Source organism: Lysinibacillus phoenicis, assembly GCF_047238325.1.
Taxonomy (GTDB): Bacteria; Bacillota; Bacilli; order Bacillales_A; family Planococcaceae; genus Lysinibacillus; species Lysinibacillus irui.
In genome coordinates, this window is record NZ_JBDFMP010000002.1 from 2,114,279 (window position 1) to 2,130,069 (window position 15,791).

At 38.7% G+C, this 15,791-nt stretch carries 14 protein-coding genes; 2 read left to right on the forward strand and 12 right to left on the reverse strand.

All coding sequences use genetic code 11. The features are described 5' to 3' along the window. Nucleotide 1: 1 nt before the first annotated feature. From addB to ABC382_RS12165, 3 genes are all read right to left on the reverse strand, one after another. Nucleotides 2-3,511: a helicase-exonuclease AddAB subunit AddB gene (addB, locus tag ABC382_RS12155; protein ID WP_407132891.1), complete on the reverse strand. Its 3,510-nt coding sequence runs from the start codon at nucleotides 3,509-3,511 to the stop codon at nucleotides 2-4. Nucleotides 3,512-3,790: 279 nt separating this feature from the next. Next, nucleotides 3,791-4,429, reverse strand: a complete 639-nt coding sequence (locus tag ABC382_RS12160; RefSeq protein WP_312505137.1) for a TVP38/TMEM64 family protein — start codon at nucleotides 4,427-4,429, stop codon at nucleotides 3,791-3,793. 11 nt (nucleotides 4,430-4,440) lie between these two features. Next, complete coding sequence (locus ABC382_RS12165) at nucleotides 4,441-4,992, reverse strand: helix-turn-helix domain-containing protein (RefSeq protein WP_312504855.1); 552 nt, start codon at nucleotides 4,990-4,992, stop codon at nucleotides 4,441-4,443. Between the two features lie 124 nt (nucleotides 4,993-5,116). On the opposite strand from ABC382_RS12165, the gene ABC382_RS12170 reads away from it, so the two are divergent. After that, a complete protein-coding gene (locus ABC382_RS12170; RefSeq protein ID WP_312504857.1) occupies nucleotides 5,117-5,848 on the forward strand; it encodes an AzlC family ABC transporter permease in 732 nt (243 codons plus the stop codon). After that, a complete protein-coding gene (locus ABC382_RS12175; protein ID WP_274795672.1) occupies nucleotides 5,845-6,171 on the forward strand; it encodes an AzlD domain-containing protein in 327 nt (108 codons plus the stop codon). Before ABC382_RS12170 ends, ABC382_RS12175 begins: the two co-directional genes overlap by 4 nt. 34 nt (nucleotides 6,172-6,205) lie before the next feature. Here ABC382_RS12175 and ABC382_RS12180 read toward each other — a convergent pair whose 3' ends face one another. The 9 genes from ABC382_RS12180 to ABC382_RS12220 form a co-directional block, all read right to left on the reverse strand. Then, the gene (locus tag ABC382_RS12180) at nucleotides 6,206-6,427 is read right to left on the reverse strand and encodes a CsbA family protein (protein WP_274795671.1); all 222 of its coding nucleotides are present in this window, start codon (nucleotides 6,425-6,427) and stop codon (nucleotides 6,206-6,208) included. Further along, the gene (locus tag ABC382_RS12185) at nucleotides 6,427-7,608 is read right to left on the reverse strand and encodes a PDZ domain-containing protein (RefSeq protein ID WP_312504860.1); all 1,182 of its coding nucleotides are present in this window, start codon (nucleotides 7,606-7,608) and stop codon (nucleotides 6,427-6,429) included. The genes ABC382_RS12180 and ABC382_RS12185 overlap by 1 nt, the downstream gene beginning before the upstream one ends. Nucleotides 7,609-7,730: 122 nt before the next feature. After that, on the reverse strand, nucleotides 7,731-9,173 hold the full coding sequence (locus ABC382_RS12190) for a S41 family peptidase (protein WP_274795669.1): 1,443 nt from the start codon (nucleotides 9,171-9,173) through the stop codon (nucleotides 7,731-7,733). 491 nt (nucleotides 9,174-9,664) lie between these two features. Then, nucleotides 9,665-10,252: a redoxin domain-containing protein gene (locus ABC382_RS12195; protein WP_274795668.1), complete on the reverse strand. Its 588-nt coding sequence runs from the start codon at nucleotides 10,250-10,252 to the stop codon at nucleotides 9,665-9,667. Further along, complete coding sequence (locus ABC382_RS12200; RefSeq protein WP_412926846.1) at nucleotides 10,249-10,881, reverse strand: hypothetical protein; 633 nt, start codon at nucleotides 10,879-10,881, stop codon at nucleotides 10,249-10,251. Before ABC382_RS12200 ends, ABC382_RS12195 begins: the two co-directional genes overlap by 4 nt. A gap of 235 nt (nucleotides 10,882-11,116) precedes the next feature. Continuing rightward, nucleotides 11,117-12,424 (reverse strand): murein hydrolase activator EnvC family protein, encoded by a 1,308-nt coding sequence (locus tag ABC382_RS12205; RefSeq protein ID WP_274795666.1) that lies wholly within the window; start codon nucleotides 12,422-12,424, stop codon nucleotides 11,117-11,119. 54 nt (nucleotides 12,425-12,478) lie between these two features. Continuing rightward, nucleotides 12,479-13,363, reverse strand: a complete 885-nt coding sequence (gene ftsX / locus ABC382_RS12210) for a permease-like cell division protein FtsX (protein ID WP_274795665.1) — start codon at nucleotides 13,361-13,363, stop codon at nucleotides 12,479-12,481. Continuing rightward, the gene (gene ftsE / locus ABC382_RS12215) at nucleotides 13,353-14,039 is read right to left on the reverse strand and encodes a cell division ATP-binding protein FtsE (RefSeq protein WP_016991524.1); all 687 of its coding nucleotides are present in this window, start codon (nucleotides 14,037-14,039) and stop codon (nucleotides 13,353-13,355) included. Before ftsE ends, ftsX begins: the two co-directional genes overlap by 11 nt. 247 nt (nucleotides 14,040-14,286) lie before the next feature. Then, on the reverse strand, nucleotides 14,287-15,474 hold the full coding sequence (locus tag ABC382_RS12220) for a DUF4097 family beta strand repeat-containing protein (RefSeq protein WP_412926847.1): 1,188 nt from the start codon (nucleotides 15,472-15,474) through the stop codon (nucleotides 14,287-14,289). Nucleotides 15,475-15,791: the final 317 nt, after the last annotated feature.

Below are 15,791 nucleotides of genomic sequence, written 5' to 3' on the forward strand. Positions count from 1 at the left end.
GCTATTCTACCTCCTTCCGAATTTTATCAACAATGTCATTCGGTTTCGCTTGCATCAATTGACGATAGCTTTGTTTACCATCAGACGGATCAAATTGACAAACTGCAGCAAATTGACAATAATCACATGCTGTTTTTGCCTTTAATTTATAGGGGCTGATAGCTGTATCACCAGACAAAATACCATTGCCTGCCTCCTGATGTTTACGACGAACGAAATGCTGTAGCTTTTTCATATCATTTACTGGGACAATACGTGATTGTGATTCAGATGGTGTCCCATCTTTTTTCATATAAACAGGAATGATTTTAGAGTGGCCGCTACTTTCTTCTAGTTGCTCGTCCATCGATAAAATGGCCTCAGCATTTTCTGAAAGTAGGCCCTTCATTTTGTATTGCTTTAAACGATCTTCTTCTATTTCACTATCCGTTAAATCCTTATCTAGTTTTAGCATTGGATTATGCACATGCACATACAGTACCCCTGCTGGCTCTGTTTGACCTGGTAACCAATAAGAGCTATTTTCCATCGCCACATCTAAATAAGTAAGGACCTGTAAAGATAATCCATAATAAACCTCGTTTAAATCTAAATCACGGGCTGAAGATTTATAATCAACAATCCGCAAATAAGAGCGATCATCTATCGTTGCACTATCCACTCTATCGATACGTCCTCGCATAAACATTTTCTTCCCACCAGTCAAATCAATTTCAAGTGGTGGTAGCTGTTCATGTTGCCCTGGGCCAAACGATGCCTCAATGGCAATAGGTTTAAAATGAGATACATTAGCATGCTGTGTCAATGCCGTCATCGTGCGTTCAACAATACGAATAAGCTTCCGCTGAATATAGCGATAGCGGGCACTAGATAATAAGATTTGATGTGAAAAAACAGGTACAATTTGCTCGACTGCTTGCCGTGCTAATTGTTTAATTTGCTGCTTCGTCAAACGTATCCATGAAAGCTGTTGTCTATGTGTTTCCTCTGTAATCCACTTTAACGCCTCATGGAATAAATCACCCATTGCAAAAGTTTCCAAGCGATACTCTGCACGCTCTTCTAAACGTAGACCATACGTAGTGAAATGAGAAAATGGACATCTAAAATATTTCTCTATTCGTGACACACTTGATGTAAGCTTTTGTCCGTATAACTCCTGTGTGATATAGGTTTCAAGTGGCTCAGCCTCATTTTTATGTGTAATCGGATAGCGTACACGCTCAAAAATAAGTGTCCAATAAGGATCTTGTTTATAAAATTTTTGTAATGCTAGCCATTCAGGTGCTAATTCACGACTATGCTCTGCTTGACGTAGCTGTATCATAAGGTGGGCTAATGCGGTACGTGGATGGCGTAAATAAGGTAAAACATCTCCATCCAGTAATTCAATCGGATCAATAACTACTCGCTCTATAGCAACATCACTTAATAGACCTGGCGCCTTGTCATTACCAACTATTTTCTTGATATATAAAGAAGGTAGCAGTGCCTTGCCCTCTTCATCTGCTGTTGGATATGTCACATAAAGCTTATTAGAAGGTGTCGTAACTGCACGATAGATTAAGAAATTTTCCTGTAATAAACGATTGGTAGAGGTTGGTGCAAGCTCATAGCCAATTTGACTAAACCATTCACGCTCTGAATCTGACAATAAGCCCTCATATTCCATTCGTGTTGGATAAATTCCATCATTCATCCCTACAACAAAGGCAACCTTTATATTAGAAAGACGAGCCAAATCAACAGTCGCAACCATGACCTCATCTAGGGTTGGTGGGATTCGAGAAAATTCTAATGTATCAAAACCTTCATCAAGTATTTTGGCTGCTTCCTCCACAGTCATCTCCTGCTCACCAAACATATAGACGAATTGATCGAGGACTGCAATCCATTCATTCCAAGCTTGGTCGTGCTCACTCGCTGCTAAAGCGTCGCCTCGATCAAGCTCACGGTCTTTCATCATCTGAAGCTTGTCATAAACCTGTAATGCCTCCACAAGTTCAAATAAGGCAGTGGCAATTTCCCTACCAGTTTGTGCAGCTTCAAGCTTGTCCTGTAAATTTTTTAATGGTTGGCGAATTTCATCTCGAATAGCCTCGATTTCTGCCTGCATTGCACGCTCTTCATCTGTTTGTACACGCGAATGGAATTCTAGTCCTCGATACTTTTTATAAAACCAACGAGCCTCCTCAAACCAACGTTCGCCATAGATCCCCTGTGCCAAACAATAGTTTTCCAATCGATCCGCTCGTTCTCGCCAAATTGTTAGTTCAGCTTGGAGCGGGAAAAACAAATCGGTTTTCACACTGCGAAAGACAGGTTCATATTTCCAATTAGACGTCATGATCTCTAATGCAGACCGACTTAACTCTATTAATGGATGGTGTAGCATCGTTTTTTTAGTATTTGTGAAAATAGGAATATCATATTGTTGGAAAATACTTGCGATAAGTGGATCATAGAGATCTGCTTGTCTATATAAAAGTACAATATCCTGATAGCGATATCCGTCTTCTTTTGTCAATTTAGTTATTTCCCGGGCAATCGCATGTACCTCCGCTCGACGATTTGATGCTTCAAGTACCATGACATCTCCTGAGGTTTCTTTCGTTTTAGGCATTAAATTTGCAAAATTAGCCTCCACATGCTGTAAATCTTCAGAATGAAATCTTCTAGCATGATAAAAATGTAATGGAAAATCAACATCAATGCCCTCTTCATTGGCGATATCATGGAGTCGTTGATTTGTTAAAGCTGCTTCATGAAATAGTGCCTGCTCATCAAAAGCCTCATCTATATGGTCAAATGGAAGAACAACGGTTACTTGCTTCGTTACCTTTAATAACTCTCGAACCAATTCCAATTCTCGTACAGTGAAGGCCGTAAAACCATCAATATAGATTGTCGCTTGCTTCATCGTTTCAGCGTACTTTAATTGTTCTGTTAAAATTGGATAATAGCCCTCACTGTCGACATATGTTGTACCAAGTCGTTCCTCCAATGCCTGCAAAACGACATGTAAATCATTCGTTTTTGCTTGTAAGGTGTTGGGAGCATCAAGTGCCTTCAAAGATTCCGTTACTTCTGCCAAGACTGAACTATTGACGCTATAGCGACTAAATTCTTTTAGAAGGGTTTCTATTTCCTCTGTAAATCCTCGTTTTCCTGCTGCTTGTCGAAATAAAGAAAACTCGCTTTTCTGTTCCTCTAAAAGTTTACGAATGAGCATTCGGTAACCATAGCCATTTACTTCTTTACGTGCGATACCACCTGTCTCCTGTAAGACTAACCACGCTAAACGCTTAAATGTCATCACCTGTGCTCGAATCAAACCTTGTAAACCATGCTTATTCGTCAATTCATATTCGGTAGAATAGGACATCTGGTCAGGAACAATGATGAAAATTGGATGCCCTAATGGGTCCGTCTTAAGTTGTTCAACAATTTCCTGATGAATAAATGCCGATTTCCCTGTTCCCGATCGTCCTGAAACAATACGTAATGTCATATCCTTTCCCCCTCTTTAGATGGTTTTCTTTTCTTCTAGTAAACACCTCACCAAATCGAGAGCGTGCTTTAGCTGTGGAATCATCTATTATTAACGGGTTCCTTTTCTCTTTGGGTGAACCCTTCTACATTTAAAATCAACTTTACTAGTCTACCTTAAATTCTATCGAAAAAAACTAGTAAATACTATTTATCAACCTTCACCTGACAATAAAAAAGAAGGATATGTTTACATAAAAAAACAGCCTCTTCAGATAAAGAAAGAGGCTATAGTAAATAGTTAACTGGCATGGTGATCACGGTTTTTCGTCAAATTTCGCGCTTGCTTTAAATCTCTTTCTACACGAGCGTTCAATCGCTTCTCAATTAGCTTGCCTACCCACCATAAAATAACAATTGCAACTGCAGCAATCACTAATCTTATGGGGCTTGTCAATAAGGATTGAAGATCATAGCCTAGTACACTCATCCCTAAAATCATGACAAACTTTCCAGCCAGTAAAACAACTAAGTAAAACTTTTTATGAATATGGGATAACCCCGCTACAATATTCACTATAACAGATGGTGTAAAGGGAAAGCATAGGAGGACAAATAGAGGACTAATACCATTCATATCCACCCATTTTATTAGCTTCTGAACTTTTTTACTGCCTGTTAAAAATTGTAGCTTTGGATGCTTACCAAAATGGCGGACAAGCAAAAATACTGCATAGGAGCCAGCTACGGAGCCTAACCAAGATAATAAAAACCCTAACCATAAGCCAAATGCACTTGCATTGGCAACAACGAACACGACTAAAGGAAGAAATGGTAAAAACGCTTCTAAAAATGGTAACAGTAAACCAATGATTGGACCAAGTGTTCGATACTGTGCCGCAATCTGTTCAATATTTTCTACAGTAAACCATTCACTCAACATCGACACCTCTATTTATACTGTAAAATTAAATGAAAAATTGTTAGCTCATCTGACGTATTTCGATATTCATGGGGCTGATGCCCTGAGAATACTAGTGTATCCCCTTCTTCCAGTAATTCATGCATATCTCCAGCAGAAATAACTGCTTGTCCCTTGATGACCATTATAGTTTCTTCTACCCCTTCTGTATGAGCTTCACTCCTGCTAACGGCTCCTGGCTCCATTTCAACCTTATAGAATTCCCACCCCCGCTCCGGGTTATACGGAATGATAGAATACACTCGATAGCGCCCCTCGTCCTCATCGACATGTGGCACATCTTTACTGCTATAACGTGTGAAATGGGCTGTTGGTGGCTGCAATAAAGAAGAAAATGAAATACGCATCCCTGCAGCAATTTTCCAAATCGTCGACACAGTTGGGTTGGCCTCTCCTTTTTCAATTTGGGCAAGCTGCGCTTTACTAACGCCTGTTTCTTTTGCTACATCATCTAGGCTTAAATGACGCTGCTGTCTAATTTTTTTTAATTGAAATGCTAAATTCCGGCTCATTTGTTCCACTTTTACTCACCATTTTCTATTGTTTATTTTATCAGACATATGTATACTTTAATAAACATCAAGAACTATCAAACAATTCCATCAATAGTATACATGGAAATTATCAAGAAAGGATGACCTATTTATGACAAGTACAACAGAGCTTCATCGGAATACAACAAGCTCTTCCAACGATAGCTTTTTACAAGGTGTGAAAGATTGTGTACCAACATTACTCGGTTATATTAGTATAGGACTTGCATTCGGTGTTGTAGGTTCCGCTTCTGGTTTATCTGTCCTTGAAATCGCACTTTTAACGATCCTTGTTTATGCTGGATCTGCACAATTTATTTTTTGTGCGCTTCTCTTAACAAGTAGTCCTGCTTCTGCTATTATTGTAACCATTTTTGTCGTTAATCTACGCCATTTATTAATGAGTTTAACATTAGCACCTCATTTTACGCGCTATTCCATGCTAAGAAATGTTGGCTTCGGTACATTATTAACAGATGAAACATTTGGCGTAGCCGTAACAAAGCAAATGCAAACAGGCAAATTATACGGCAAATGGATGGATGGACTAAACATTACTGCCTACTCTTTCTGGATTCTTTCCTGTGTTACTGGTGCCTTTTTAGGGCAGTGGGTCGCCAATCCTGAAAAATGGGGCTTAGATTTTGCGTTAATTGCCATGTTTGTTGCGCTATTAGTTCTACAATTGAGCAGCGTTGGCAAAAGTAAAATCATGCATTATATTAAATTAATCGGCTATATGGTGGTCATTATGTATGGTCTTTCTTATATAGTACCTTCGCATGTGGCTGTGCTGCTAGCAACAATCATTGTCGCAACAATTGGGGTGGTGACGGATAAGTGACGACAACTACATATATGGTCTGGCTCATTATCGGCTGTGCCCTTGTTACATGGCTACCGCGTGTTATTCCCTTTATGTTCGTACGTAGTGTAACACTCCCCGATGTGGTGCTTAAATGGCTCAGTTTTATTCCTGTTTGTATTTTAAGTGCTCTTGTCATCGAAAACTTATTAGATACTGACAGTGGCAAATTGGTGACATTGGATTGGCCCGTTTTTGTTACATTTGTGCCAACACTAATTATTGCACTTATTACAAAAAGTTTGTCCATTACAGTTATTGCTGGTGTTATCATTATGGCAGCTGTACGATTTTTCATGTAAAAAGGTCAGTCCCTTCGCTAGGACTGACCTTCTTTTATTTCTTCAGTTTACTTGCTAGCCAAAAACCGACTGTTAATGAAAAGGCATCAATGACAAAAATAATTGATGGAGATGTATAACCTGCATAGACAGAGGCAGCAATAAGTGCAATCGCTAATACTAATGCAACATAGCGATTATACGTAATTCTTGTAAACAATAACACCAATAAAGCAGGTATAAATAATGCTAACATCATTTTTCCAAAAACGTCCATTATACATCCCTCGGCTCAGCAAGCAGTAATCCGATGCGGTAATGATCATTACTATATATAACATGCTGTGTGAGACGAATTTCATTATTTCGATCTAACACTTCTAGACGACAATGGGCTGCATTTAATTGTAGCGCTTCGTACAGTTCATTTTCAGTAAAAATAGTCACACCATTTACCTTGCGAATACATTCCCCTGCCAGTAAGCCCATTTTTTCAGCTGGTGAATCAGGAAGTACGGCTGCAATAATCGCACCCTTTGTACTTGGTGCTACCGCATAATGATCTGTTTTATCTTGTTGAGCAAAGTAAATAGACATAATGATACGGATTAGCGCTCCAATACCAAGCGTCAGGAAACCGATCATTGGCTCAAAATAAGCAGCTAAACCGCCTATTAAAATAAGCTGTCCTAGTAATAAAACAGATCGCCCTATTTTAGGCAGCTTTAATGCTGGTAATTCCTTTCTTAGCAGCTTGGCAAAGCCTATAACAATCGGAATCAATACAAATGCAAATTGACTATCTCCTATCGTAAACAATGGCCAATACGGCAACACGGCAGAAATAGCATCACCAGGCATAACAAAGAAAATCGGAAGCACCCAAACATTCCTTGAACGATACACAATAGCCTGCATACCCCGCTTCGTTTTTTCAATACTAGGCGTAGTAACCTTCATTGCTGCACGTCGAATCAATAGTCCTTCCGCAATGACACAAAGACCCGCAAGAATGGTAATCGTAACGACTGCTCCATCATCTAAATTGACATCCTCAAAGGAAATTTTCCACCAAGAGAAAGACCAATGGTAATAGGACATAGCCCATATCGCTAATGTTGCAATACCCATTGTGAAAATGGGTGACAATGCATTAATGAAATACAAGATAAGTGCTACTATAGAAACTGCTATTAAAATAATTAAAAATTCTTTCGGTACAGTAAGCCCTGCTATCATACTGATAAGAGAAATGAGTAATGCATAAAGCCACCCATCTTTCCATTGTCCGATTAGCTCCGTCCAGCCCCAAATAATGCGTCTATTAAAATATTTTCGCTCCTGTTTTACACGACGATAACCTAATAAAATAGCAAATATTATGACTATATACAGTAATGGGTTGAGTAAAAAGCGGCCAATCGCTGTTACAATTTCTATTAATATCTCACTAACCATACGAACACCCGCCATTTCTATCATGAATACTATGAATTTATTGTATCAAACGACTACACTCTTGCGTAGTACAAACTCATAGAAAGCTTTGTATAATGGTCATTTTATTCTTTTAGCAGATGTTATTGTTCAATTGCATGTAGTAAAAAGCTAGTGGCCATTTGGAATTGCTGATCATTTTGACGATCGGCTTTAAAATCCTTTAACGTCTCATTTAAACTATTAAAGAACGTTGTATCCATGTAAAATTCATCTTCTGCAAGTTTTAATTTTTTCTGTTTACGATAAAGATTAACCGCCTCTGCCGTTGTCTCGTCCATATAGCCATCTAAACGATCAATTTGATAGCCTAGTTTCTGTAAGGCATTTTGTGAATACGAAATTTCCTCACTCATATCACCCACTTTAAACTTACCTGTTAGAGGATGGAGTTGAAAAGCAAATAATTCATTTTGCTCAATTACTAAACTTGCTTCAATACCCTGCCCATGAATCCATTCGCGTTTTGGTGTTAGCCATTTATTGGTTGATAATTTTAACTCGCCACCATTTGAAAGCTCCCAAGATTCCTGCACAGTTCCTTTCCCAAAGCTTTTAACACCCACAAGTGAAGCACGCCCCCATCCTTTTAAAGCACCGCTCAACACCTCACTAGCAGAAGCACTACCTTGATTTTGTAAAACAACGATTGGAATTTTGTTCATCGTTTCTAAATATTTTTCATCAAAGCCCTTTGTTTGTGTTTTTAATGGTTCCATAGCCCCTTCCGCATTTTGCATATATGCAAATACTTTGCCATTGTCTAATACCGTGCTCAGTAGCGCTGCGACGCTATGTAAATAACCACCTGGATTATCACGTACATCAATTACGATTCCTTCAACATCTTTACGAAGCAATTTACTCGTTTCAGCAACCCATTCATTCGCTGTCTTTTCACCAAATAATGAAATAACCACATAACCAATGGCTGTATCTTCAACCATTACAACTTCACTTGATACGGTTTTATTAGAGATGGCAGCGCGTTCCATTGTCATCTTAATATGTTTATCCTCACTAGGACGATAAACAACAATGGTTACCTTCGTTCCTTTCTCACCTTGAATTAAATGCATTAACTCACTCATCGTTTTCCCATCAACCCGAACCCCATCAACTTGTACAATTTCATCGAGCGAGCGCATACCTGCCTTCTCTGCTGGTGATGAACGGACTGGAGACACAACAATAAATTTCCCTTTATTTTCTGTTAGTTCAATCCCTATGCCCACTCTTTCCTCGGCCAGCATTTGCCGATGTTGCTCTGCCTCTTCCTTGGAATAATACGTACTGTAAGGGTCCTTAATGGCATCAGCCATACCACGAAGAGCCCCCTCCACCAAGGCATCCTTTTTCGTACTGTATACAGATTTCTCTTCGATGAGTGTCATGGCTTCACCAATTGTATCAACCTCCGTAACAGGCTCCTTTTTATCGCCAATATTGAACCAATCAAAGTAAATACCACTACCTACCACTAAACTACTAAGTAGGACTCCGACACCAGCCGTTAATTTGCGCAAATCTTCCCTCCTCCGTCTCTTTTACTGTATGACTCTATTTTTTCAAACATACAAGATTACCTTTCAAATTTATGAAGGGAGAATATTTCACTTTCCCTAAGGGTTTCACCTTGCTCCGCGGGTATTCACTCTCGTTCCGCGGGTATTTCGCCTTGCTCCGCGGGTGTTCGCTCTCGTTCCGCGGGTATTTCGCCTTGCTCCGCGGGTATTCACTCTCGTTCCGCGGGTATTCACTCTCGTTCCGCGGGTATTCACTCTCGTTCCGCGGGTATTCACTCTCGTTCCGCGGGTATTCACTCTCGTTCCGCGGGTATTCACTCTCGTTCCGCGGGTGTTCGCTCTCGTTCCGCGGGTATTCCTCCTCGCTCCGCGGGTATTCACCTTGCCCGCGGGTATTCACCCTTGCCCCGCGAGTATTTCATTTCACTCTTGTTTATAAATAAAAAAATCTGCTCGTTTCTACTATAGAAAACGAACAGATTTTTTATGAATTAATCTAATGCATCTACATATTCCTTTAACATGTCCACGTCCATAGGTCCTTTAATGGCACGTTGAATATAGCCGTTGGAATCAATAAAATAAGTTGTTGGAATGGGAATAATTTGATAATCCAATCCTACCGAATTATCTTGGTCCAATAGAATTGGGAATGTTAGCTCGAAGCTATCTCTAAAGGTCATGACTGTGTCCACTTTCGCGTCATCTGTCACATCACGCTCTGCCGTTGTTAAATTAACAGCTAAGATTTCAACATTTTTCTCTTTTGCATACTCATCATAGAAGCTTTGCATATGTGGCATTTCCGCCTTACATGGTGGACACCATGTTGCCCAGAAATTCAAAACAACCTTTTTTCCTCGAAGATCACTTAGCGTAATGTCTTCCCCATCTAAGCTTGTTAACGTGAAATCAGGTGGTGTATCCCCATTTCCTAAGCCTACTTCACGCTCCTCCATATCCTTACCGAGGGCCGATTTTTCAATTGCACGTTCTTCGTCAATTTGCTGCTTTACATATGTACCAATCATCGCAACTACTAAAAGCACGACAATCAGTAGTCCAATATTTTTTTTCATTCCTTACCTCCCACAATGTTTCGCTCACGTTGAATGACTATTCCCATACAAAGTAATACTAGACAGACTCCCACAGCCGTTTGCGATACACCTAGTGGCTGAAAGAAGGCAACAAGTATATAGCCAACTGTATAGAGTAATAAAGCTTGTTTCATTGCTGCTAGTTTCCATAATATGAGGAGTGTTAATAGACTTAGCACAACTAATGTAATAACTTCACTCGGTGTGGTGTTGTCATTGAGCAGTACGACAAGCATTTGATAAATTGATTGCGTTAAAATAATTGCCCAGCTACAAGGTATCATATCCCGTTTATCAAACCCCTGTTTGTAACGCTTTCTCCATATTTGCAAAGATGTTACAATGACGCCAACATAAACACCAATGGTTCCGCCATTAAAATAAAGCAAAGAAATTGGATAAGATACAACGGACTTGAAATCAGTTACTAACAGGCTTAATTTCCACACAATGATAAATGTGAAAACGGCGTCACTATATACATCCGACCACTTTTTTGAAAATTGTATACGCAATATAAGCCACACAATAAAAAATGTAGCAAGTAAAGCGATAGCAGTTGCTGGTAAAGTTAATGCTCGAATGGAGTACCACTCCGTATTAATCACTCCAACAAACCCTCCTCCAAAAGATACATACAGCATAGCATAGAACCTTTTTAAAATAAGAATATTTCCTACGTTTTCAGAAATTCTTAAGAAATCAGGGTCGTAAAAATACCCCACTATGTATATGTTCATCATAACATATTTTACAAAAAGTATGGAACGAAGGCTTTGAGGGAAACAATAGTAGACATACAAAAAGCTATACACTAGAAAACTCTAATGTATAGCTTATTTTTTACAATGGAATATATTTTAGTGGGTTTACACTGCCGACTGCTTGTCCTCTCCAAGGGCCATTATGCACTTCAAAGTGTAAATGTGGACCAGTGGAGCGACCAGTACTGCCCATCGCTGCAATTTGCTGACCTTGTGTTACTTCCTGTCCTACACTAACATTGAATGCACTTAAATGCGCATAGACAGTTGTATAAATTTGTCCATCAATGGAGTGTGTGAGGATGACAACATTACCATATGAACTAAGTGGTGCTGCATAAGAAACTACGCCATCCGATGCTGCCCAAATTGGTGTACCCGTTGCATTCGCAAGGTCGACACCGTAATGGAATTCAGGGCCTGCCCCAAGATTTCTCCAGCCATATGGTGACGTTAAGCGACCATTCGTTGGTTTAATCCATGTACCATTTGATTGAGGCGCATTGACTGTTCCACCAGATGAACCGCCACCACCTTTGTTAGCAGCTGCCGCCGCAGCTGCCGCGGCTGCTTTACGTTTTGCTTCTTGTTGACGAGCAATTTCAGCTAAACGCTTTTGTTCAGCAATAATTTGATCTTGTAATTCTTGGCTTACTTCTAATGCTTCAGAGTATTCTTTTTCAAGTAATACTTTCTCTGATTTTAGCTTTTCTTGCTCTTTTTCTAATTGGTCGACTAATTTGTTTTTCTCAGCTTTTTGACCATCTAATGATGCTTTTAATCGTTCAAGCTCAGCTTTTTTACCTTCCAATTTTTTTCGCTTTTCTTCAACTGCTTGCTTTTGCTCTTCTAATTTTTGTTTATCTTCTTTTTGATCTTGAATAATTTGACGATCTGCTTCTAATAATGCATTGACTGCAGAGAAACGATCGATGAAGTCTACAAAACTATTAGAACCAAGCAATACGTCTAAATAGCTTACTGATCCACCCGCTTGAATGGCACGAGCACGCTCTTGTAACAATAAATCACGCTCTTCGATTTTATGCAGAAGTTCCTTAATAGACGCTTCTAATTTTTTAATTTCTTCATTTGTGGCATGAATATCAGCTTGTACATTTTTAATATTACTATTGGTTTTGTCGATTTCAGCGTTCAATGCTTGAATTTGATCTAAGATTTTTTGTTGCTTTTCTTGATTAGCAGTAATGGCATTTGACTTATTACTAATCGAAGAGTTTAATTCATTTTTCTTTGTTTCAACTTGTTTCTTTTCTTCTTTTAAATCCGACAAACTTGTTGCATATGCTGATGGAGTTTGGATAAAAAGAATTAGAGCAGATGCTGCTGCAAGTGTTTTCAATGTGTTTTTCGCCTTACTTTTCACCGATTGAACTCCCCTTCGACTATTCTTGTTCTACCTCACAAATATCCGTTGTGACTAAATTTTTAAGAACTTGCGTACTGACATAAAGCTTCCCCAAATACCGATAAGTACCCCTATGAGTAACAGAAGACCGCTCACCTGATACACAAGTGGAGAAAAATCAAGTACTTGAATAAGCTCACCTTGTAAACGTGGTGCAATAATTTTATATACATTGTGGTAAAGGGTTGTGACAACCGCAATCGGAATGATGGAACCTAAAATCCCGAGCCACATACCTTCCAATAGGAATGGGATACGTACAAATGAATTTGTAGCCCCTACAAGTTTCATAATTTCAATTTCATCTCGACGTGCAATAATCGTAATACGAATCGTATTCGAAATTAAGAAAATTGCTGTAAATAATAACCCTAAAATAAGCACGATTCCTACATTACGACTAATATTTAAGAAGTTAAATAGTTTTTCAACTTTTCCTTCGCCATACATAACGTCATATGTATACTCATATTTATCGATTGCTTTAGCAACTTTTGCTGTTTGCTGCGGGTCAGCAGCCTTTACATAAATTACATTACGTAATGGGTTACTTTGTTCAAATAGCTTAAAATCATCACCAAAATCTTTGACTAGCTTGGTTAACTCATCTTCTTTTGTGGAATAGTTCATCTCAGAGACACCAGGCAATTTTTTGACTTTTTCAATGAGTGCTTTTTCAGCAGCTTCATCCGCCGTCTCATCAATTAAAACTTTAATTTCGACATCGTTTTCTAAATCGGTTGCTACTTTATTTAAATTCATCATAATAAGCGCAAAAACGCCTACTAGTATGAGTGTAACTGTTACGGCACTAACAGATGCAATGGTCATCCAGCTATTTCGGCCAAGTGATTTGACACTTTCACGGAAGTGACGTTGAACTGTATTAAATTTCATAGCCGTATTCACCTCCGTGTTCATCACGGACAATTAATCCGCCCTCAATTGCTATTACACGACGACGAATCGTGTTAACAATTTCACGGTTGTGGGTTGCCATCACAATCGTTGTTCCTCGTGCATTAATTTCCTCAAATAAATTCATAATTTCCCATGATGTTTCAGGATCAAGGTTCCCAGTAGGTTCATCTGCAATCACCACTTTAGGAACATTGACAATCGAACGTGCTATCGAAACTCGTTGCTGTTCTCCCCCTGACAGCTCATTAGGGAACATTCTTGCTTTATGCTTTAATCCTACAAGTTCTAATACTTCCATAACACGACGTCTTATTTCATCTGGCTTTTCCTCAATTACTTCAAGCGCAAAAGCTACGTTCTCATAAACATTCAAACGAGGTAGCAATTTGAAATCTTGGAAAACAACGCCAAGTTGACGGCGCAAAAAAGGGACCTTTTTATTCTTTAATGTTGCTAAATCAATACCATTGACAATGATTTGCCCTGATGTTGCCTTTTCTTCACGGTACATCAATTTAATAAATGTAGATTTACCTGCCCCACTTGGACCAACTACATACACAAATTCGCCTTGCTTTATATTAACGGAAATACCATTTGTCGCAACAACACCATTTGGGTACTTCTTTGTCACATTTTTCATTTCTATCATGATTAAACCACCTAAAACTCTCATCTATGTAAGAGGTATTTCTTTTACTATTATAGCACTCTATTTCTGTTTTTTTATTACAGTTTCATTTCAATCCGTGGTAGTTCCTTCAATTTCGTTCTTTCCTTGCCATTATTTTTAAGAAAATGACACAAAATAAAAACAGAAATCGACTTCCTTTAGCGTCGAATCCTGTTTGATTTAAAAAAGCATTCAGGCCTTTAAGATAGCCCAAATGCTTCTGTTGTTAAATTTGTTGTTCGTCTGTTGTTGTATAGCGTACTAATACAGCACCTGTTTTCGATTCACCTTCGATAAATAAACGATTTGCACCTTCTACTTCTTTATCAAAACGAACTACTTTAGAAAGGAATTGATCTTGTGATTCCATTTTAGAAACATCCTGAATTCCTACATCCACTTTCCCAAAATTCGTGACAACTTTACCGCTTAATGAAATTGATCGTGGGACATATAATTCGACTGCCCCAGCAACTGTCTGTGCCTTTATTTTCGATGAGTTTGTCGAACAAGTCGTCACCACTACATGTCCATTGACAGATTTAGCTTCCACTTCATCCAAAGCACCATCTAAATAAACACGTCCATTTAATGTTTCAGCTTCTAAATCTTTACCACGGACATTTGTCAATTCAATGGAGCCATTAGATGAATCAACTTCCGCTTTTCCAAAATTAAACTTCGTACCTTTAATAGCCCCATTTAACGTTTTCACTTTTAATTCTTCAAACTCTGTATCCTGTAAAGAAACACTACCGTTCATAAGACGAACAGATAATTTTTCAAGCTTTTCCTTAGGGACTAACACCTTTACATTAACTTGAACAAGCTTCAATTGGCTTAAAATGCGCAGTGAACGCTCATCCTCTTTCACAACAAATTGCTCTAAAAAGTGATTACGTGTCTCTTCCTCACTATCGTTCATCAGTGGTGCCTTCACCTTGCAAATAACTTGGATTGTGTCTCCTTCACTAGCTTCCAATGAAAAGTTACCGTTTGGTAATTCAACAATAACATTGTCTACATGGGCAGCAGCCACTTCTTCAGTATGTGTAAACTCAATTTTATCTCCAAATGGAGAGGCTACATCAAATTCCTTAACCTTTTTAACAGCCGTATTCATCATATCCATAAAAAGAGAACCGATCTGTGTTAAATCTTTACGAAAATCCTGCATTTCATCTTGGAAATGCTTCATAAAATCATCTTTTTTCTTATCATTATCTTTTGGTTTTTCTTCAAAGAATGACTCTTTTTCAGTTGAAAAGGACGGTGTCTCTTTTGTCACATCATCCATAACATTTTGAGTAGACTTGCCAGGTTGCTCTAATGCTTCCAATAATGTAATCGCCTCTTGTGCCGAAATCGTACCTTTTTCTACAAGTTCTAAAATTCGTTGACGTTCATTTTGCATAAATAAATAGCCTCCCTCAGTTCGTTATACTATTTATACGATTCATCATGTGAAAAGTTTCACTGCAAAATTGAATAAATTGGGTCTTTTCATTACAGCAACCTAGCATTACTTCTTTCAGAAAAATTTATAGGGCATCTGTCTTTTTGGTTAAATTTCCAAACTAGTTTGAGCGGGGCTCTCCTATTTGGATCACTTTTGACCTTTGATTGAGCGGGTTTCTCCATTTTTGGATCACTTTTCAACCTTGATTGAGCGGGTTTCTCTACTTTTGGATCACTTTTCACCCAATTGATTAGCTACCGAGTGAAACACCT

Excerpts from the sequence above, each read along its gene's own strand:
- addB (WP_407132891.1), bottom strand. The coding sequence starts at position 3,511 with ATGACATTACGTATTGTTTCAGGACGATCGGGAACAGGGAAATCGGCA.
- ABC382_RS12220 (WP_412926847.1), bottom strand. The coding sequence starts at position 15,474 with ATGCAAAATGAACGTCAACGAATTTTAGAACTTGTAGAAAAAGGTACG.
- ftsX (WP_274795665.1), bottom strand. The coding sequence starts at position 13,363 with ATGAAATTTAATACAGTTCAACGTCACTTCCGTGAAAGTGTCAAATCA.
- ABC382_RS12185 (WP_312504860.1), bottom strand. The coding sequence starts at position 7,608 with ATGGTTAGTGAGATATTAATAGAAATTGTAACAGCGATTGGCCGCTTT.
- ABC382_RS12180 (WP_274795671.1), bottom strand. The coding sequence starts at position 6,427 with ATGGACGTTTTTGGAAAAATGATGTTAGCATTATTTATACCTGCTTTA.
- ftsE (WP_016991524.1), bottom strand. The coding sequence starts at position 14,039 with ATGATAGAAATGAAAAATGTGACAAAGAAGTACCCAAATGGTGTTGTT.
- ABC382_RS12195 (WP_274795668.1), bottom strand. The coding sequence starts at position 10,252 with ATGAAAAAAAATATTGGACTACTGATTGTCGTGCTTTTAGTAGTTGCG.
- ABC382_RS12170 (WP_312504857.1), top strand. The coding sequence starts at position 5,117 with ATGACAAGTACAACAGAGCTTCATCGGAATACAACAAGCTCTTCCAAC.